This is a genomic window from Bradyrhizobium sp. CAR08, assembly GCF_052871955.1.
Genome location: NZ_JBIXJX010000004.1, coordinates 1 through 13588, shown reverse-complemented (window position 1 = coordinate 13588; position 13588 = coordinate 1). Strand labels below are relative to the sequence as shown.

Sequence of the window (13588 nt, the reverse complement as noted above, 5' to 3'; positions counted from 1 at the left end):
CTCTTGCGACGAAGCAATCCAGACTGTAGCCGCGGAGGCAGTCTGGATTGCTTCGCTGCGCTCGGAATGACGAGTGGAGAGCGTCAGCCCGCCTTCAACGCCGCGATCAGCTTGGTCGCGTTCTCTTCCAGCACCTTGACGTCTTCCTTGCGGCTGGCGGGCGGAAGCATCGCCACGCCGTCGTGGCGCGGCATCACGTGCATGTGGAGATGAAACACCACCTGTCCGCCGGCCGCCTCGTTGAACTGCTGCACGGTGATGCCGTCGGCCTTGAACGCCGTCATCGCTGCGGCAGCGATTTTGTGTGCGCCGCGGGCGACGTGGGCGTAGTCATCAGGCTTGATGTCGAGGATGTTGCGGGCAGGAGCTTTTGGAATCACCAGCGTGTGGCCCGGTACCCGCGGCATGATGTCGAGAAAGGCGAGCACGTGCTCATCCTCGTAAACCTTGTGGCAGGGGAATTCACCGCGGAGGATCTTCGCGAAGATGTTGTCGGGGTCGTAGGCGGTCATGGCGGCGGCTCCCTGGAATTTTGCGCTTACTGTCACCAGCCGCAACGAACCGTCAAGGCGCCTCGTCGGCGCCTTTGCGGAACGGGCCGAGCTCGGCCAGCTCCCGTCCGGCTTCCGCAACATAGGCGCGCTCGCGCTTGAGGTAATCGTCGATGGCGCGGCGCAAGCCCGGATCAGCGATGAAGTGAGCGGAATGGGTGGTCCGCGGCAGGTAGCCGCGTGCGATCTTGTGCTCGCCCTGCGCGCCGGCTTCGACATTCGCCAAACCGCGTTTGATGGCGAAGTCGATCGCCTGGTAATAGCAGACCTCGAAATGCAGGAAGGGATGATGCTCGACCGCACCCCAGTTGCGGCCGAACAGCGTGTCCGAGCCGATGAAGTTGATCGCGCCCGCGATCCAGCGATCGTTGCGGCGTGCCAAGACCAGCAGCACGTCCTGGCTCATGGTTTCGCCGATCAGCGAGAAGAATTCCCGCGTCAGATAAGGGCGGCCCCATTTGCGCGAGCCGGTCTCCATGTAGAACATGAAAAACGCATCCCAGGCATCCTCGGTGATGTCCTTGCCCGTGAGGCAGTGGATGGTGACCCCGGCAGCCAGCGCATCGCGCCGTTCGCGCTTGATCGATTTGCGGTGGCGGGAGTTCAGCGTCGCCAGGAAATCGTCGAAACTCGCAAAGCCTTCGTTGTGCCAATGGAACTGCTGGTCGGTGCGCTGGAGGAAGCCGTGCTCGGCGAGCAGCTTCCACTCCGCCTCGCGGGCGAAAGTGACGTGCACCGAGGAAGCCTTGCTGACACCGCACAGCGCCACCAGCCCGCTCGCCAGCGCTTCCATGATGTGCTCGCGGTCAACGCCGTCGCGGACCAGCAGCCGCGGTCCCGTCGCCGGCGTGAACGGAACCGAAACCTGCAGCTTCGGATAGTACCGCCCGCCGGCGCGCTCATAGGCATCGGCCCAGCCGCGGTCGAAGACATATTCGCCTTGCGAGTGCGATTTCAGATAGCAGGGCACGACGCCGGCGACACGGCCGTCGACCTTGGCCACGAGATGCCGCGGTCCCCAGCCGGTGCGGATCGTGGCCGAACCCGATTTCTCAACGGCCGATAAAAACGCGTGGGAGACGAAGGGGTTATAGCCGGGCTTTGAGAGGCCGAGGGAATCCCCTGGAAGTCCGGATGAGGTTCCCTTGCCATGCCCGTTACAAGGCTTGCCGCCGGGATTGGCGCAGGCGTCCCAGTCGTCCGGCGATACTTCGCCAATGGAAGGTACGGCCTCAAGGGTGATTTCGGATGGTGCCATCGTGCCCAAGATCGTGCATTGCAGCAGCGACTTCAAGAGTGGGAAACATCAAGCCTAGGGTACGAAGCCCTCGAAGATCATCTGATCCGCATATTGCGCGACCCGCGTCCGCTGCTCGGTCGTACGCACGGTCCAGCCCAGTAGAGCGCAGCCGAACACATTGCGGGCGATCCAGGGGGCGGGGGCGGGCAGGTCGTCGACCCTGAAGGCGACGAACTGCGGCTGGGTCTGAAAGCCATGGCGCAGGTACAGCATGCTGTCGCGCTGCTGCTGCGTCAGGTGAGCCCAGTAGTCGTCCTGATAGCTCCGTTGCGCGACGATGCCGCGGGGGCGGGATGGCAGCAGCTCGCGCAGCGCCAGCACCTGGTCCGGGTCGAACGACATGCCGACCGCTGGGCCATCATAGGACTCGAGCACCTCGGCCATCCGCTTCACCAGCTTGCGGTCGCGGTCAAAACGGCTCTTAACCTCGATCACCAGCGGCACGCGGCCGCCAACAAGGGCGCAGAGGTCGCTGAGCGACATCATCCGCTCGGCCGTGTCCTTGAACGTGAGCGCCTTCAGTTCAGTGGCGGTTTTCTCGACCAGCGGGCCGGTGGCCTCGGTCAGGCGGCCGAGCGCATGGTCGTGATGCACCATGGCCTCGCCGTCGGCGGAGAGCTGGATGTCGACCTCGATGGAGAAATTGCCCGCAATTGCAGCCTGCACCGCGCCCGGCATGTTCTCGACGATGCCGCGGGAAATGTCGTGCAGGCCGCGATGGGCGACCGGGCGGGCTGTCAGCCAATCAGGAGCGCGCATTCGCCTCAGGCGACCTCAAACACGCCTTCGACCTCGACCGCCGCATCCGCGGGCAGGGAGGCGACGCCGACAGTGGTGCGGGCATGACGGCCCTTGTCACCGAAGGCGGCGACCATCAGGTCGGAGGCGCCGTTGAGGACCTTCGGCCCGTCCAGGAAGTCCGGCGCGGAGTTGATGAAGCCGCCGAGGCGCACCACGCGCACGACCTTGTCGAGGTCGCCCAGCGCCGCCTTGACCTGGGCCAGCAGATTGACGGCGCAGCCGCGGGCGGCCGCGGCGCCGTCTTCGATGGTCACGCCGGCGCCGAGCTTGCCCTTGGCGATCAGCTTGCCGGCGGGATCGAAGCAAACCTGGCCGGAGACGAACAGCAGATTACCGGTGCGCACGAACGGCACGTAGTTTGCCACGGGGGTGGGGGCCTCGTGCAGCTTGATGCCCTGTTCCGCCAGCTTCTGCTCGACCGTGCCCGCCATGTCCGACCTCGTTGTCCAAAAATCCATCCGCCCCGGCGCATCCCTTGCAGGCCGGGCGGGCCCTGTTTCGCCCATCGTGCCGCCACATGCAAGCAACCGTCGGGGGTGGCATTTTGTTGAAGCAGGGCAGGAGGTTCAACGCAAAGGCCGCAACTTTACGTGAAACGGCCTCAGTTGCGACGCAATGGAACGGTCATTAAAATGTCGAATCTGCGCTTTCCTCAGGAACCAGACATGCTGCACCTTTTCCGGACTTCGCTCGGTGTGACGGCGCTCGCGGCGGCCGCTCTCGGCCCCGGAGGCGGGGCGTTGGCCGCGAACGGTCCGTTTCTCGCGCATCAGGCGCTCTATGATCTGAGCCTGGTGAAATCGCGCTCGAATTCGATCAACAGCGCGCGCGGCCGCATCCTCTACAATTTCACCGGAAGTTCGTGCGAGGGCTACACCTCCGAATTCCGCCAGGTTTCCGAGCTCGACAGCGGCGAGGGCAAGGTCACGCTCAGCGACCTCCGCTCCAATTCCTGGGAGGACGCCGGCGGCAAAAGCTACCGCTTCAAGATCGAGACGCGGATGAACGAGGCGGATGCCGGCCGGGTCGACGGCTCGGCTGAGCGCGACGGCGACCACATCAACGTCAAGCTGAAGCTGCCGGCCCCGAAGAGCTTTACGCTCGACGGCAAGATCGTATTCCCGACCGAACAGATCCAGCGCATCATTGCCGCCGCCAAGGACGGCAAGTCGCTGCTCGAACTCTCCGTCTATGACGGCTCCGACGATGGCCAAAAGGTCTACAACACGCTGACCGTGATCGGCCAGCCGATCCCCGCCGAACGCGAAGGCTCGCCCGATCCCTCGACGTCCGACGAGCACATGAAGTCCCTCAAGCGCTGGCCCGTCACCGTCAGCTATTTCGATCGTGAGGCCCAGCAGAAGGAAGGCGAGCAGACGCCGGTCTATGCGATGGCGTTCGAGCTCTACGAGAACGGCGTCTCGCGCCAGCTTGTGCTCGATTACAACGATTTTGTGATTTCGGGCGCGATGGGCAAGTTCGACGCGAAGGACAGCAAGCCCTGCAATTGAGGGCTGGCCTGCAACGCGGTCTCTGGCTACGCTCCTCCCAACCACAAACATCCGGGAGGCTCGTCATGCCCAAGCTCGATCATCTCCGTCCCAGCGGCCTGCATCACAATCCCGCCTATTCGCATGTCGTCACCGCCACGGGGGCGCGGACGATTTACATCTCCGGCCAGGTGTCGGTGGATGAGGAGGGGCGGATCGTCGGCGAGGGCGACATCGCCGCGCAGACCACGCAGGTGATGCAGAATCTCGGGCACGCGCTGAAAGCAGCCGGCGCGAGCTACGCCAATATCGTGAAGATCACGACCTTCGTCGTGAACTACAAGCCGGAGCTGCGCCCGATCATCGGCAAGGCCCGCTCGGCCTTCTTCGAAGGCATGGAGCCGCCGGCGAGCACGCTGGTCGGCGTCTCGGCGCTCGCCGCGCCGGAATGGATGATCGAGATCGAGGCGGTGGCTGTCGCGGATTGAGATCTTTCGCTACAAGTGTGTTGCGTTGGACATCTCTCGCAGAAGAACCATCGCGTCGTCAGCCCTGTCTGCCGGCACAATCAAATCATCGTGGTGGAACGCCGACACGGCGTTCACGCTGATGCCGGCTGCGGCGAGACGTGCCGTGATCGCCGCCAGGAAGCCGACCGCATCGAGTGCGGAGTGAACCGTCAGGGTGATCAGGCACGATGCAAATGCGTGGCGTAGTCCTGCCGCTTCGGCCTCTTCGCGCAGGAGCACCAGCGTCGTTCCTTCCTGCTCGCAAAACGTCAGCAGTGGACTGAGCGCTGCGGGAACTGGCTCGTTCGTCGGGATCGTGCAGAACACGAAGATGCCCGGCCGCATCTCCGGCTTCATGTGTCTCAGCGGTGCGTGGAGGTCGCGTTCGCCTGTCATCACTCCTGCGCCTTTTCCGGCCCCTCATACGCGATGCCGCGGATCACTGCGGCGCTGCCGAATTTCTTGCGCAAGCTGTCCACCGCGCGCTCGGCATGGGCGGCGCGGCGGTCGAGCATGTCGGTGTCGTCGGCGACTGAACCCTCGCGCAGGGCGCTGACGCCGGCGCCCATCAGGCGGAAGGCGGTGCCGTCGATCTCTTTCGCCAGCATCTCGCGGCAGATCGAGAAGATCTTCGCGGCAAGCTGCGTCGGGGCCGTGATCGACTGCGAGCGGGTGCGCTGGCGGAAATCGGCGGTCTTCAGCTTCAACGTGACGGTCAGGCCGGCGAGCTCGCCGCTCTTAAGGCGAGACGACGTCTTTTCGCACAGCCGCCACAAAATCTTCTCCAGCGTCGCGAAGTCCCGGATGTCGGTCTCGAACGTCGTCTCGCTCGAAATCGTCTTGGCGCCCCGATCGGGCTCGACGCGGCGGTCGTCGATGCCGCGCGCGAGTCGCCACAGCCTGCGGCCGTCACTCGGAAACTGCCGCATCACCTCGATCTCGTCGGCCTTCTGCAGGTCCGCGATGATGCGGAAGCCGCGTTGCACCAGACGCTCCTGCGTCGCGGGTCCAACGCCGAAAATGAAACCGACCGGCTTCTCCGCCAGCATCAGGCGCGCTTCCTCCTGGTCGAGCGCAGCAAACCCGCGCGGCTTGTCCAGGTCGGAGGCGATCTTCGCCAGGAACTTGTTGCAGGAGAGGCCGACCGAGACGCTGATGCCGATGTCGCGCTCGATGTTGCGTGCGAACCGCGCCAGCACCTTGGCCGGGATCATGCCGTGCACCCGCTCGGTGCCGGAGAGATCCAGGAACGCCTCGTCGATCGAAAGCGGCTCGACCAGCGGCGTCAGCGCTCGCATGGCCTGGCGCACCTCGCGCCCGACCCGGACATATTTCGCCATGTTCGGCGGGATCACGGCGGCATGCGGGCAGGCTTCCAACGCCTTGTACATCGGCATGGCCGACCGCACGCCGTAGGTGCGGGCGATGTAGCAGGCGGCCGACACCACGCCGCGCTTGCCCCCGCCGATGATCACGGGCTTGTCGGCGATGTCGGGATTGTCGCGCTTCTCGACGGTCGCGTAGAAGGCGTCGCAGTCGATATGTGCGATGGTCAGGCTTGCGAGCGCGCGGTGGCGGGCGAGGCGGGGGGAACCGCAGGTGGAACAGCGCCGCACGCCCATATCCAGATCGGCCGAACAATCCCGGCAGAAGCAGCGGGGCCCGGCCCTCTCCAGGGAGGTCACGGCACGTCGCGCTCCCAATTGGGGTCGCCGAGCGCGTCGCCGAGAACCTGCCGCGCTGCGGCAACGTTGGTCGGATGCAGTTCCGCAGCGCTGGCAAAGGCCTGCACGGTGGCGTCGTCGCGCATCACGAAATCCAGCACGCTCAGCAGGAAATTGGGGTCCGAGGCGGCATTGCGCAGCATCTCCGGGCCGACCCCTGTCTCGGCCAGGAACAGGCCCAGCCGCTCGGGTTCGCCCGCGACGAAAGACAGCGCCTGAAGCGCAACGATTTCAGCGACTTCGCGCGGGTTGTGAACAGGCTTTTTCACGTGGCCGGTTTGCCTTTCCGTTAACTTTCGGTGTCTACTTTGGGGCCACCATGCCCGAGTCTCGTTTCCCAGTCTCTTGCCCAGTCTCTTACCCAAGTCTTGCGACCCACGACAAGCAACTGGAAACCACATCGCAGAAAGTCGGCCCTCGGGTTTAACGAAACTCAAGCGAATTCGAGGCTAGTTTGAATCCAGTTTTCGAAGCGCCGGCGACCGGCGCCTGAGGCGTCACATGCATCGGTCTGCGGACCAATCAGGAGGGCGGGATGGCTAAGACCGTCCTGATCGTGGAAGACAACGAGCTCAACATGAAGCTCTTCCGCGACCTGTTGGAGGCGCACGGCTACCAGACCACCGGCACCAGCAACGGCTACGAGGCGCTCGACCTCGTTCGCAAGATGCGGCCCGACCTCGTGCTGATGGATATCCAATTGCCGCAGGTCTCGGGCCTGGAGGTGACGCGCTGGATCAAGGACGATCCGGAGCTGCGCAGCATTCCCGTCGTCGCCGTCACGGCGTTCGCGATGAAGGGCGACGAAGAGCGCATCCGCGAGGGCGGCTGCGAGGCCTATTTGTCCAAGCCGATCTCGGTCGGCAAATTCATTGAGACGGTCCGACGTTTCATCGGATAGGAAGTGAGTTCACAGTGTCCGCGCGTATTCTCGTCGTCGATGACGTCCCTGCCAACGTCAAGCTGCTCGAAGCCCGCCTGTCCGCCGAATATTTCGACGTGATGACCGCCGCGAACGGCACCGAGGCGCTGGCGATCTGCGCCCGCGCCGAATGCGACATCATCCTGCTCGACGTCATGATGCCGGACATGGACGGTTTCGAGGTCTGCCGCCGGCTCAAGACCGATCCGGCCACGCATCACATTCCCGTCGTGATGGTCACCGCGCTCGACAGCCCGTCCGACCGCAACCGCGGGCTGGAAGCCGGCGCCGACGATTTCCTGACAAAACCCGTCTCCGATGTCGTGCTGATCGCGCGCGTGCGCTCGCTGACCCGGCTGAAGATGATGACGGACGAGCTGCGCATGCGCGCCATCACCTCGCTCGAGATCGGCATGCAGGCGCCCGAGCGCAGTGCGATCTCCGACACCGGCAAGGGCGGCCGTATCCTGCTGGTCGACGACCGCCAGTCCTCCTATGAGCGGCTGGCGACGATCCTTGCCGCCGAGCACACCATCGACGTCGAGCCGAACCCGACGGAGGCGCTGTTCCACGCCGCCGAGGGCAATTACGATCTGCTGATCGTCTCGCTCGACCTCAACAATTTCGACGGCCTGCGGCTGTGCAGCCAGGCGCGCTCGCTGGAGCGCACGCGGCATGTGCCGATCCTGGCGATCGCCGACCCCGAGAACGCGACGCGGCTGCTGCGCGGGCTCGAGATCGGCGTCAACGACTATCTGCTGCGTCCCATCGACAAGATCGAGCTGCTGGCGCGTGCCCGCACCCAGATCCGCCGTCGCCGCTACACCGACCATTTGCGCGACAACGTGCAGAATTCGATCGAGATGGCGATCACCGACGCGCTCACGGGGCTGCACAATCGGCGCTACATGGAGAGCCATCTCGCGACGCTGGCCGAGCAGGCCGCAACGCGCGGCAAGCCGCTGGCGCTGATGATTCTGGACATCGACTACTTCAAGTCGATCAACGACAATTACGGCCACGACGCCGGCGACGACGTGCTGCGCGAATTCGCCGTGCGGGTGCGCAAGTCGATCCGCGGCATCGACCTTGCCTGTCGCTACGGCGGCGAGGAATTTGTCATCGTGATGCCGGAGACCGATCTCCACGTCGCGGGCATGGTCGCCGAGCGCCTGCGCCGCTCGATCGCCGGCGAGCCCTTTGCGATCCACAAGGGCACCAAGCGCATCGAGGTCACGATCTCGATCGGCCTGACCACGCTGGAGCAGAAGGGCGAGGCGGTTGGCGACGTGCTCAAGCGCGCCGATACCGCGCTCTACCGCGCCAAGCACGACGGCCGCAATCGCGTGGTGTCGCACGCGGCGTGAGGCCGCTCGCACCGGCCGACGCAAAAAAAACGCGAAAACAACCCCATGCACAGTAGCCGACACTAGTCGGATCAATGACTTACGCGGTTGCAAAACGGCTGATGCGCACAGCATTGCCCTTTGACTCGTCGGGCAAAACAGGAGCATCCTGCTAGCATCCCGAATATCCACAAACTCTGCTGTCATCCCGCAAGCGAGGAATCCGCACGCCACGACGGACAAGCGGGCGTCCACCTTCGCGTCAGGGAGGATACGGTTCCGACCATTCTGCCTTGGCCAGGGCCGCGCCGGTGTTGGACTTTGCGATGATCTCGTAAGTGTACAGGCCGGAATTGCAGGGGCCCCAGGTTCGCAAGCTCTCCGGCTTCACGATGTTATCTGAGGGAAATGGGATCTCCTGGCCGCCCATCTCGTAGTTCTTCTCTCTGCGAAACTTGACGACGATCGTGCGCGTGCCGGGCGGAACACTCTTCATCTTGATTTCGGGATTGGGAAAGACGGTGGTGCAGGGCCGCGGAGGTCCAAATGTGAATTGGATCTTCATCTCGTCGGCCGTGGCCGGGGTGCAGATGATCAGAAATGAAATTGGCAGCAACGACGAAAATCTAATCATGGGCACGCCTCAAAAAGAAACCAGTGTATCGGCAGGGCCGCCTGATGCCAAGTTTACTCCATGTCTCGCCCTCGCAGCGCTAGGCCTCGTCCACTCCCTTCAGGACGTCACAGAAAAGGCCCGCCGTAGCGGGCCCTGTGGGGATGGAGAAAGTCCGGGTCACTTCTGATCGACGTTGCTGGTCCCCGAACCGGGCGTACCGATCGGCAAGCCGTTCGCCGCATGACCGACGCCAACGCCCGGCGCACTGACGGCTCCTGGAGTTTGGTCCTGTGGAAGCGTCTTGATCCCCGTTCTTGCCTGCTCCGCGGGGCTCATCTGGCCCTTGTTGTCGCTGTTGGCGCCATTGGTGGCCGTGATACCGGACCTGTCGGTCCCGTTTGGCGTGCCCGCCTGTGTCGATCCTGACGCGGTGTTGCCCGCGCCGGTGGTGGTCGGTGTGCTCGCGGTATTCCCGTTCGGCGTCGGGGGCTGAACGTTCGGGTTGGTTGGAGAGTTGTTGGTGTGAGCGCCGGTTGAGGTTCCGTTTGTGCCCATGCCGGATGGCGCCGAGTGGCCTCCATTGGCGGCGCCAGACGTGCCAGTGCCTGCGCCTGAGCTGGCGGATGATCCGGACGCGCCGCCGCTCGCAGCTGCGCCACCCGCGCCTCCGCCGGCACCGCCGCCACCACCTCCGCCGCCGCCTTGTGCGAAGACGGGAGCGGCAACAGCGAAGGACAGTGCGGCTGTAAGAAGAAGCGATTTTCGATTCATGACCTTCTCCGGTGTAAAGAAGGTCAACTACGCCGAAATGACGATGGTTCCTCTCAGTCCACTCGCTTCAAGAGATCGAAGGGTGAAGCACGGCAAACGGACCTTGCGGTGCGTGCTTTCCGATCCGGACTTCTTGCGGCGAGCGGCGGGTTCTGATGTTGCAGTTGCTTCAGGGATGCCGGGCCGGCCGCTTGCCTCGCTTCACCGTAGTCTGATCTCCCACCGTCACCCCCGCATTCCGCAGCAGCACCGTCGCCGCTTCCTTCGCGGCGCGGGCCATTGCGGGGTCGTCGCGGACGAGGTCCTGCGCGATCGAGCCGTCGACCAGCAGCACAAGCTGCGTTGCGAGTGCCTCCGCGTTCGCAACGCCTAGCTCATTGAGGCGATCGCGAAACCAGATGCGGCGGCTTTCCTTGAAGGCGATGGCAATCTTCTTTACGGCGCGGTCCGCTGGGCCAAGTTCGGCGACGGCATTCACGAATGGGCAGCCGCGAAAGTCTTTTGCGGCGAAGCGGCGCTCCAGCGAATCGAAGGTGGCGAGGATCTGCTCGGCCGGGGGCTTGTCGGAGGGGCGGGGCTGCACGAAGCGGCGCTCCAGATAGGCGGCGATCAGCGCGTCCTTGGAGGGGAAGTGGTTGTAGAGCGTGCGCTTGGAGATACCGATCTCGGCCGCGATGGTGTCGACGCCGATGGCGCGAATGCCCTGCAGATAGAACAGCTTGTCGGCGGTCTCGAGGATCCGCTCTTTCATCGTCTGTGGGGCGGGCGGGGGAGCCATGCGGCGGTGAATGTCCTGTTCGCTTGACAGTGCACCCTATTCATAGCCTAAGTACACAGGTCTGTGTAACCAAAATCAATCGATATTGCAGACGACGGCGCGCGCGCCGCGCCCACGAGGGAGACAAAAATGCCCCTGTTGCAGATCCTGCGCCCGACATTGCCCATCCTGATCGGCGCCTCGATCATGCTGACGCTGAGCATGGGGCTGCGGCAGAGCCTCGGCATCTTCATGCAGCCGCTGACCCACGACATCCACCTGTCGATCTCCGACTTCACGCTGGCGCTGGCCGTGCAAAACCTCGCCTGGGGCTTTCTCCAGCCGCTCGCAGGCGCGATGACCACGCGCTACGGCTTCCGTCCCATCATGATCGCAGGCTCGTTCATGTACATCGCGGGCCTCGTGCTGATGGCAACCGCGAACGGTCTCGTCGCCATCATGATCGGCGCCGGCGTGCTGATCGGCACCTCGCTCGCCTGCACCGCGGCGGCGATCGCGATGTCGGTGGCGGCGCGCGCGGTGCCCGCGACGGTGCGTTCCACCGTGCTCGGCATCGTCTCCGGGGCGGGCTCGCTCGGCGCATTGCTGTCGGCGCCGATCGGGCAGATGCTCAACGAGGGCTTTGGCTGGCGCGTCGGGCTCGCCGGCTTCGTGGTGATGTCGGTGCTGATGATCCCTGCGGCCTGGTATGCCGGGCGCGTCGACGCGGTCCCGCTGCCGAAGCCCGCGACTGACGAGATCGTCGATGCCACAGCGTTGATTGCCGCGAAGACCGCCTTCGGCAACGCGTCCTTCGTAGTGATGACCTGCGCCTATCTCGTTTGCGGCATGCAGCTCGTGTTCCTCACCACGCACCTGCCGTCCTATCTCGCGATCTGCGGCCTCGATCCGATGCTGAGCGCGCAGACGCTCGGGATGATCGGCGGCTTCAACGTGCTCGGCTCGCTGTTCTTCGGCTGGGCCGGCCAGCGCTGGAACAAGCTGGCGCTGCTCGGCGGCATCTACATCTTCCGCTCACTCGCGCTGGCCTGGTACTTCATGCTGCCGGCCACACCGGCCTCGACCCTGCTGTTCGGCGCGATCATGGGCTTCCTGTGGATGGGGGTGGGACCGCTGGTCGCGGGCGCCGTCGCCGAAATGTTCGGCCTGCGCTGGCAGGCGATGATCCAGGGCCTCGCCTTCATGAGCCACCAGATCGGCAGCTTTCTCGGCGCGTATGGGGGAGGGGTGCTCTACGACGCGCTCGGCTCGTACACGATGGCCTGGCGCATCGGCGTCGCGCTGGGGCTGGCCGGCGGCATCATCCAGGTTGCGTTTGCGCTGATCCGGCCGTCGCAGCCGCCGGCGCCGGTGTTGCGGACGGCGTAGGCGAGGCGTCCAGCGGGTTGAGCAACGTGCTGTGTCGCACGCGGAGCAAATGGGCCAACGGGAGGTCACCGGGGACAACATGATGGTTGTTAGCTTCGCCGAGCGGCTAAGCCCCGCAGTGCGCCGACTCTATAGTCAGAACATGACTGCTGAGGATGCAGCGAACTTCGTGGAGCGAGCATCATCAAACGGAGTGGTACCACTGCGCCCTGATCAGTGCCCAGCGCCGCGCCCAATTTGGGACTTCCGTAATTGTCCGCAGCGGACCTTCACGGTAATGCCCGCTGGGGGCCGCTTGGACCCATGGCTGACTCTAGAGAGAAGCTGAGCAAAACCAATGAGCGGCATCCTCCGCCTCCGATGCGGGCGGCAGGCGTTGTTCGCTGCAAGGCTCATCAATCAAAACCGCCTGAACTTCGCTGGACGGTTTCCAGCGAAGTTCAATGCTAGTATTGGAAGATCGATCCGACAGCATCCAACGAGGGTCGCCGATCAATTCAGCTGACACTCACGATTGGAAAATTCCGGCGCGTCGTCTGGCGTTATAGGCCACCTCGCGCTTCCCAGTAAGTGGGTGTCCCATAATACCGGTGGGTTCGCGTTTCCCAATCTCGATCCTGCCAGGAGTCATCGCTGAACTCCGGCGCATCCCTGAGCTGTTGCTCTGTGATATTGGTTCGGAAGCCCTCGATCGACGTATCATACGTCAGAGCGCTCCATGGAATGGGGTAGTGGCTGTGACCCAAGCCAACAAATCCGCCGAAGCTCATGACTGCATAAGCTACGCGGCCTGACACCTTGTCGATGATGAGGTGATCAATCTCACCGATATTCTTTCCATCTGCTCCATACACCTCGGTTCCCTGAATGTCTTCGCTCGAGATGCAGTGATGATCCGGGTGGGCTGTTGCGCGGGCCATGACTTTGTCTCCCTCACAGGTGATTTTGGCGGCTCAACTTGGCAGCTACGAGGACGTTCCTGCGTTGAGCGCCCGTCGCAGCGCCAAATCGACGCGATTGGCCCGTAGCTGACCTGCGGAGCGCGGCCGGTCGAGGACCGCTAGTGTGAAGGGTTTCGGATGCCGGCCCCATGACGGTGTTGCCGCGCACACGGGGGCCGGCGTCCGAAAGCCTCCAAAGGAGATGCTATGGGGCGGGCGGCGACGGTGGAGGAATATGGCATCATCGGCGCTGATGTGAACCGATGGAGCACCCCATGCAGAAGTTGAACGACCTGAGCCGGTCCCTCAGCCCCCTCGAACCGGACGGCACGTTGATTGCGGTGATCGAGATCAGCCTGTCGAGCTGGCTCGTTGGAGGCATCGTACCTGGCGTCGAGCGCCAGCCGTTAAAGAAGCTCGACGTCGACGAGAACGCCTTGCTGAAGCTCCTCAATCGCTGGCGAGAAGAGG

At 64.0% G+C, this 13588-nt stretch carries 16 protein-coding genes and 1 pseudogene; 6 read left to right on the top strand and 11 right to left on the bottom strand.

From position 1 onward, the window contains the following. Positions 1–83 precede the first annotated feature (83 nt). Genes ACIPUD_RS09850 through ACIPUD_RS09835 form a run of 4 tightly spaced genes read right to left on the bottom strand, consistent with a single transcriptional unit; the run spans position 84 to position 3083 of the window. Positions 84–512, bottom strand: coding sequence for an HIT family protein (locus ACIPUD_RS09850; protein ID WP_018455165.1), 429 nt, complete (start codon positions 510–512; stop codon positions 84–86). A gap of 52 nt (positions 513–564) precedes the next feature. Continuing rightward, positions 565–1809 (bottom strand): GNAT family N-acetyltransferase, encoded by a 1245-nt coding sequence (locus ACIPUD_RS09845; protein WP_446480479.1) that lies wholly within the window; start codon positions 1807–1809, stop codon positions 565–567. Between the two features lie 54 nt (positions 1810–1863). After that, positions 1864–2610 (bottom strand): glycerophosphodiester phosphodiesterase, encoded by a 747-nt coding sequence (locus ACIPUD_RS09840; protein WP_446480478.1) that lies wholly within the window; start codon positions 2608–2610, stop codon positions 1864–1866. 5 nt (positions 2611–2615) lie between these two features. After that, positions 2616–3083, bottom strand: coding sequence for a RidA family protein (locus ACIPUD_RS09835; RefSeq protein ID WP_007611287.1), 468 nt, complete (start codon positions 3081–3083; stop codon positions 2616–2618). Positions 3084–3317: 234 nt separating this feature from the next. On the opposite strand from ACIPUD_RS09835, the gene ACIPUD_RS09830 reads away from it, so the two are divergent. Beyond that, complete coding sequence (locus ACIPUD_RS09830) at positions 3318–4163, top strand: cell envelope integrity EipB family protein (RefSeq protein ID WP_007611285.1); 846 nt, start codon at positions 3318–3320, stop codon at positions 4161–4163. A gap of 65 nt (positions 4164–4228) precedes the next feature. After that, the gene (locus tag ACIPUD_RS09825) at positions 4229–4630 is read left to right on the top strand and encodes a RidA family protein (protein ID WP_085351382.1); all 402 of its coding nucleotides are present in this window, start codon (positions 4229–4231) and stop codon (positions 4628–4630) included. A gap of 9 nt (positions 4631–4639) precedes the next feature. On the opposite strand, the gene ACIPUD_RS09820 is transcribed toward ACIPUD_RS09825, so the two are convergent. Genes ACIPUD_RS09820 through ACIPUD_RS09810 form a run of 3 tightly spaced genes read right to left on the bottom strand, consistent with a single transcriptional unit; the run spans position 4640 to position 6644 of the window. Next, entirely contained in the window at positions 4640–5047 is a 408-nt protein-coding gene (locus tag ACIPUD_RS09820; protein WP_446480477.1) for an ACT domain-containing protein, read from the bottom strand. Beyond that, complete coding sequence (locus ACIPUD_RS09815) at positions 5047–6336, bottom strand: DNA polymerase IV (protein WP_446480476.1); 1290 nt, start codon at positions 6334–6336, stop codon at positions 5047–5049. The genes ACIPUD_RS09820 and ACIPUD_RS09815 overlap by 1 nt, the downstream gene beginning before the upstream one ends. Then, the gene (locus tag ACIPUD_RS09810) at positions 6333–6644 is read right to left on the bottom strand and encodes a DUF3572 domain-containing protein (RefSeq protein WP_018455159.1); all 312 of its coding nucleotides are present in this window, start codon (positions 6642–6644) and stop codon (positions 6333–6335) included. Before ACIPUD_RS09810 ends, ACIPUD_RS09815 begins: the two co-directional genes overlap by 4 nt. 266 nt (positions 6645–6910) lie before the next feature. On the opposite strand from ACIPUD_RS09810, the gene ACIPUD_RS09805 reads away from it, so the two are divergent. Beyond that, positions 6911–7276 (top strand): response regulator, encoded by a 366-nt coding sequence (locus ACIPUD_RS09805; RefSeq protein ID WP_007603272.1) that lies wholly within the window; start codon positions 6911–6913, stop codon positions 7274–7276. A gap of 14 nt (positions 7277–7290) precedes the next feature. After that, a complete protein-coding gene (locus ACIPUD_RS09800; protein WP_018455158.1) occupies positions 7291–8664 on the top strand; it encodes a PleD family two-component system response regulator in 1374 nt (457 codons plus the stop codon). A gap of 241 nt (positions 8665–8905) precedes the next feature. Here the strand turns inward: ACIPUD_RS09800 and ACIPUD_RS09795 are convergent, their stop codons facing one another. From ACIPUD_RS09795 to ACIPUD_RS09785, 3 genes are all read right to left on the bottom strand, one after another. Beyond that, positions 8906–9277 (bottom strand): hypothetical protein, encoded by a 372-nt coding sequence (locus ACIPUD_RS09795; protein WP_247371945.1) that lies wholly within the window; start codon positions 9275–9277, stop codon positions 8906–8908. 159 nt (positions 9278–9436) lie between these two features. Further along, positions 9437–10030 (bottom strand): hypothetical protein, encoded by a 594-nt coding sequence (locus ACIPUD_RS09790; protein WP_446480475.1) that lies wholly within the window; start codon positions 10028–10030, stop codon positions 9437–9439. 169 nt (positions 10031–10199) lie between these two features. Further along, a complete protein-coding gene (locus ACIPUD_RS09785; protein ID WP_446480474.1) occupies positions 10200–10808 on the bottom strand; it encodes a TetR/AcrR family transcriptional regulator in 609 nt (202 codons plus the stop codon). A gap of 129 nt (positions 10809–10937) precedes the next feature. On the opposite strand from ACIPUD_RS09785, the gene ACIPUD_RS09780 reads away from it, so the two are divergent. Further along, complete coding sequence (locus ACIPUD_RS09780; protein WP_085384427.1) at positions 10938–12176, top strand: MFS transporter; 1239 nt, start codon at positions 10938–10940, stop codon at positions 12174–12176. A gap of 542 nt (positions 12177–12718) precedes the next feature. Here the strand turns inward: ACIPUD_RS09780 and ACIPUD_RS09775 are convergent. Then, positions 12719–13096 (bottom strand): PRC-barrel domain-containing protein, encoded by a 378-nt coding sequence (locus tag ACIPUD_RS09775; protein WP_018455153.1) that lies wholly within the window; start codon positions 13094–13096, stop codon positions 12719–12721. A gap of 296 nt (positions 13097–13392) precedes the next feature. On the opposite strand from ACIPUD_RS09775, the pseudogene ACIPUD_RS09770 reads away from it, so the two are divergent. Further along, positions 13393–13588: pseudogene (locus tag ACIPUD_RS09770) on the top strand (IS110 family transposase); the annotation flags it as partial.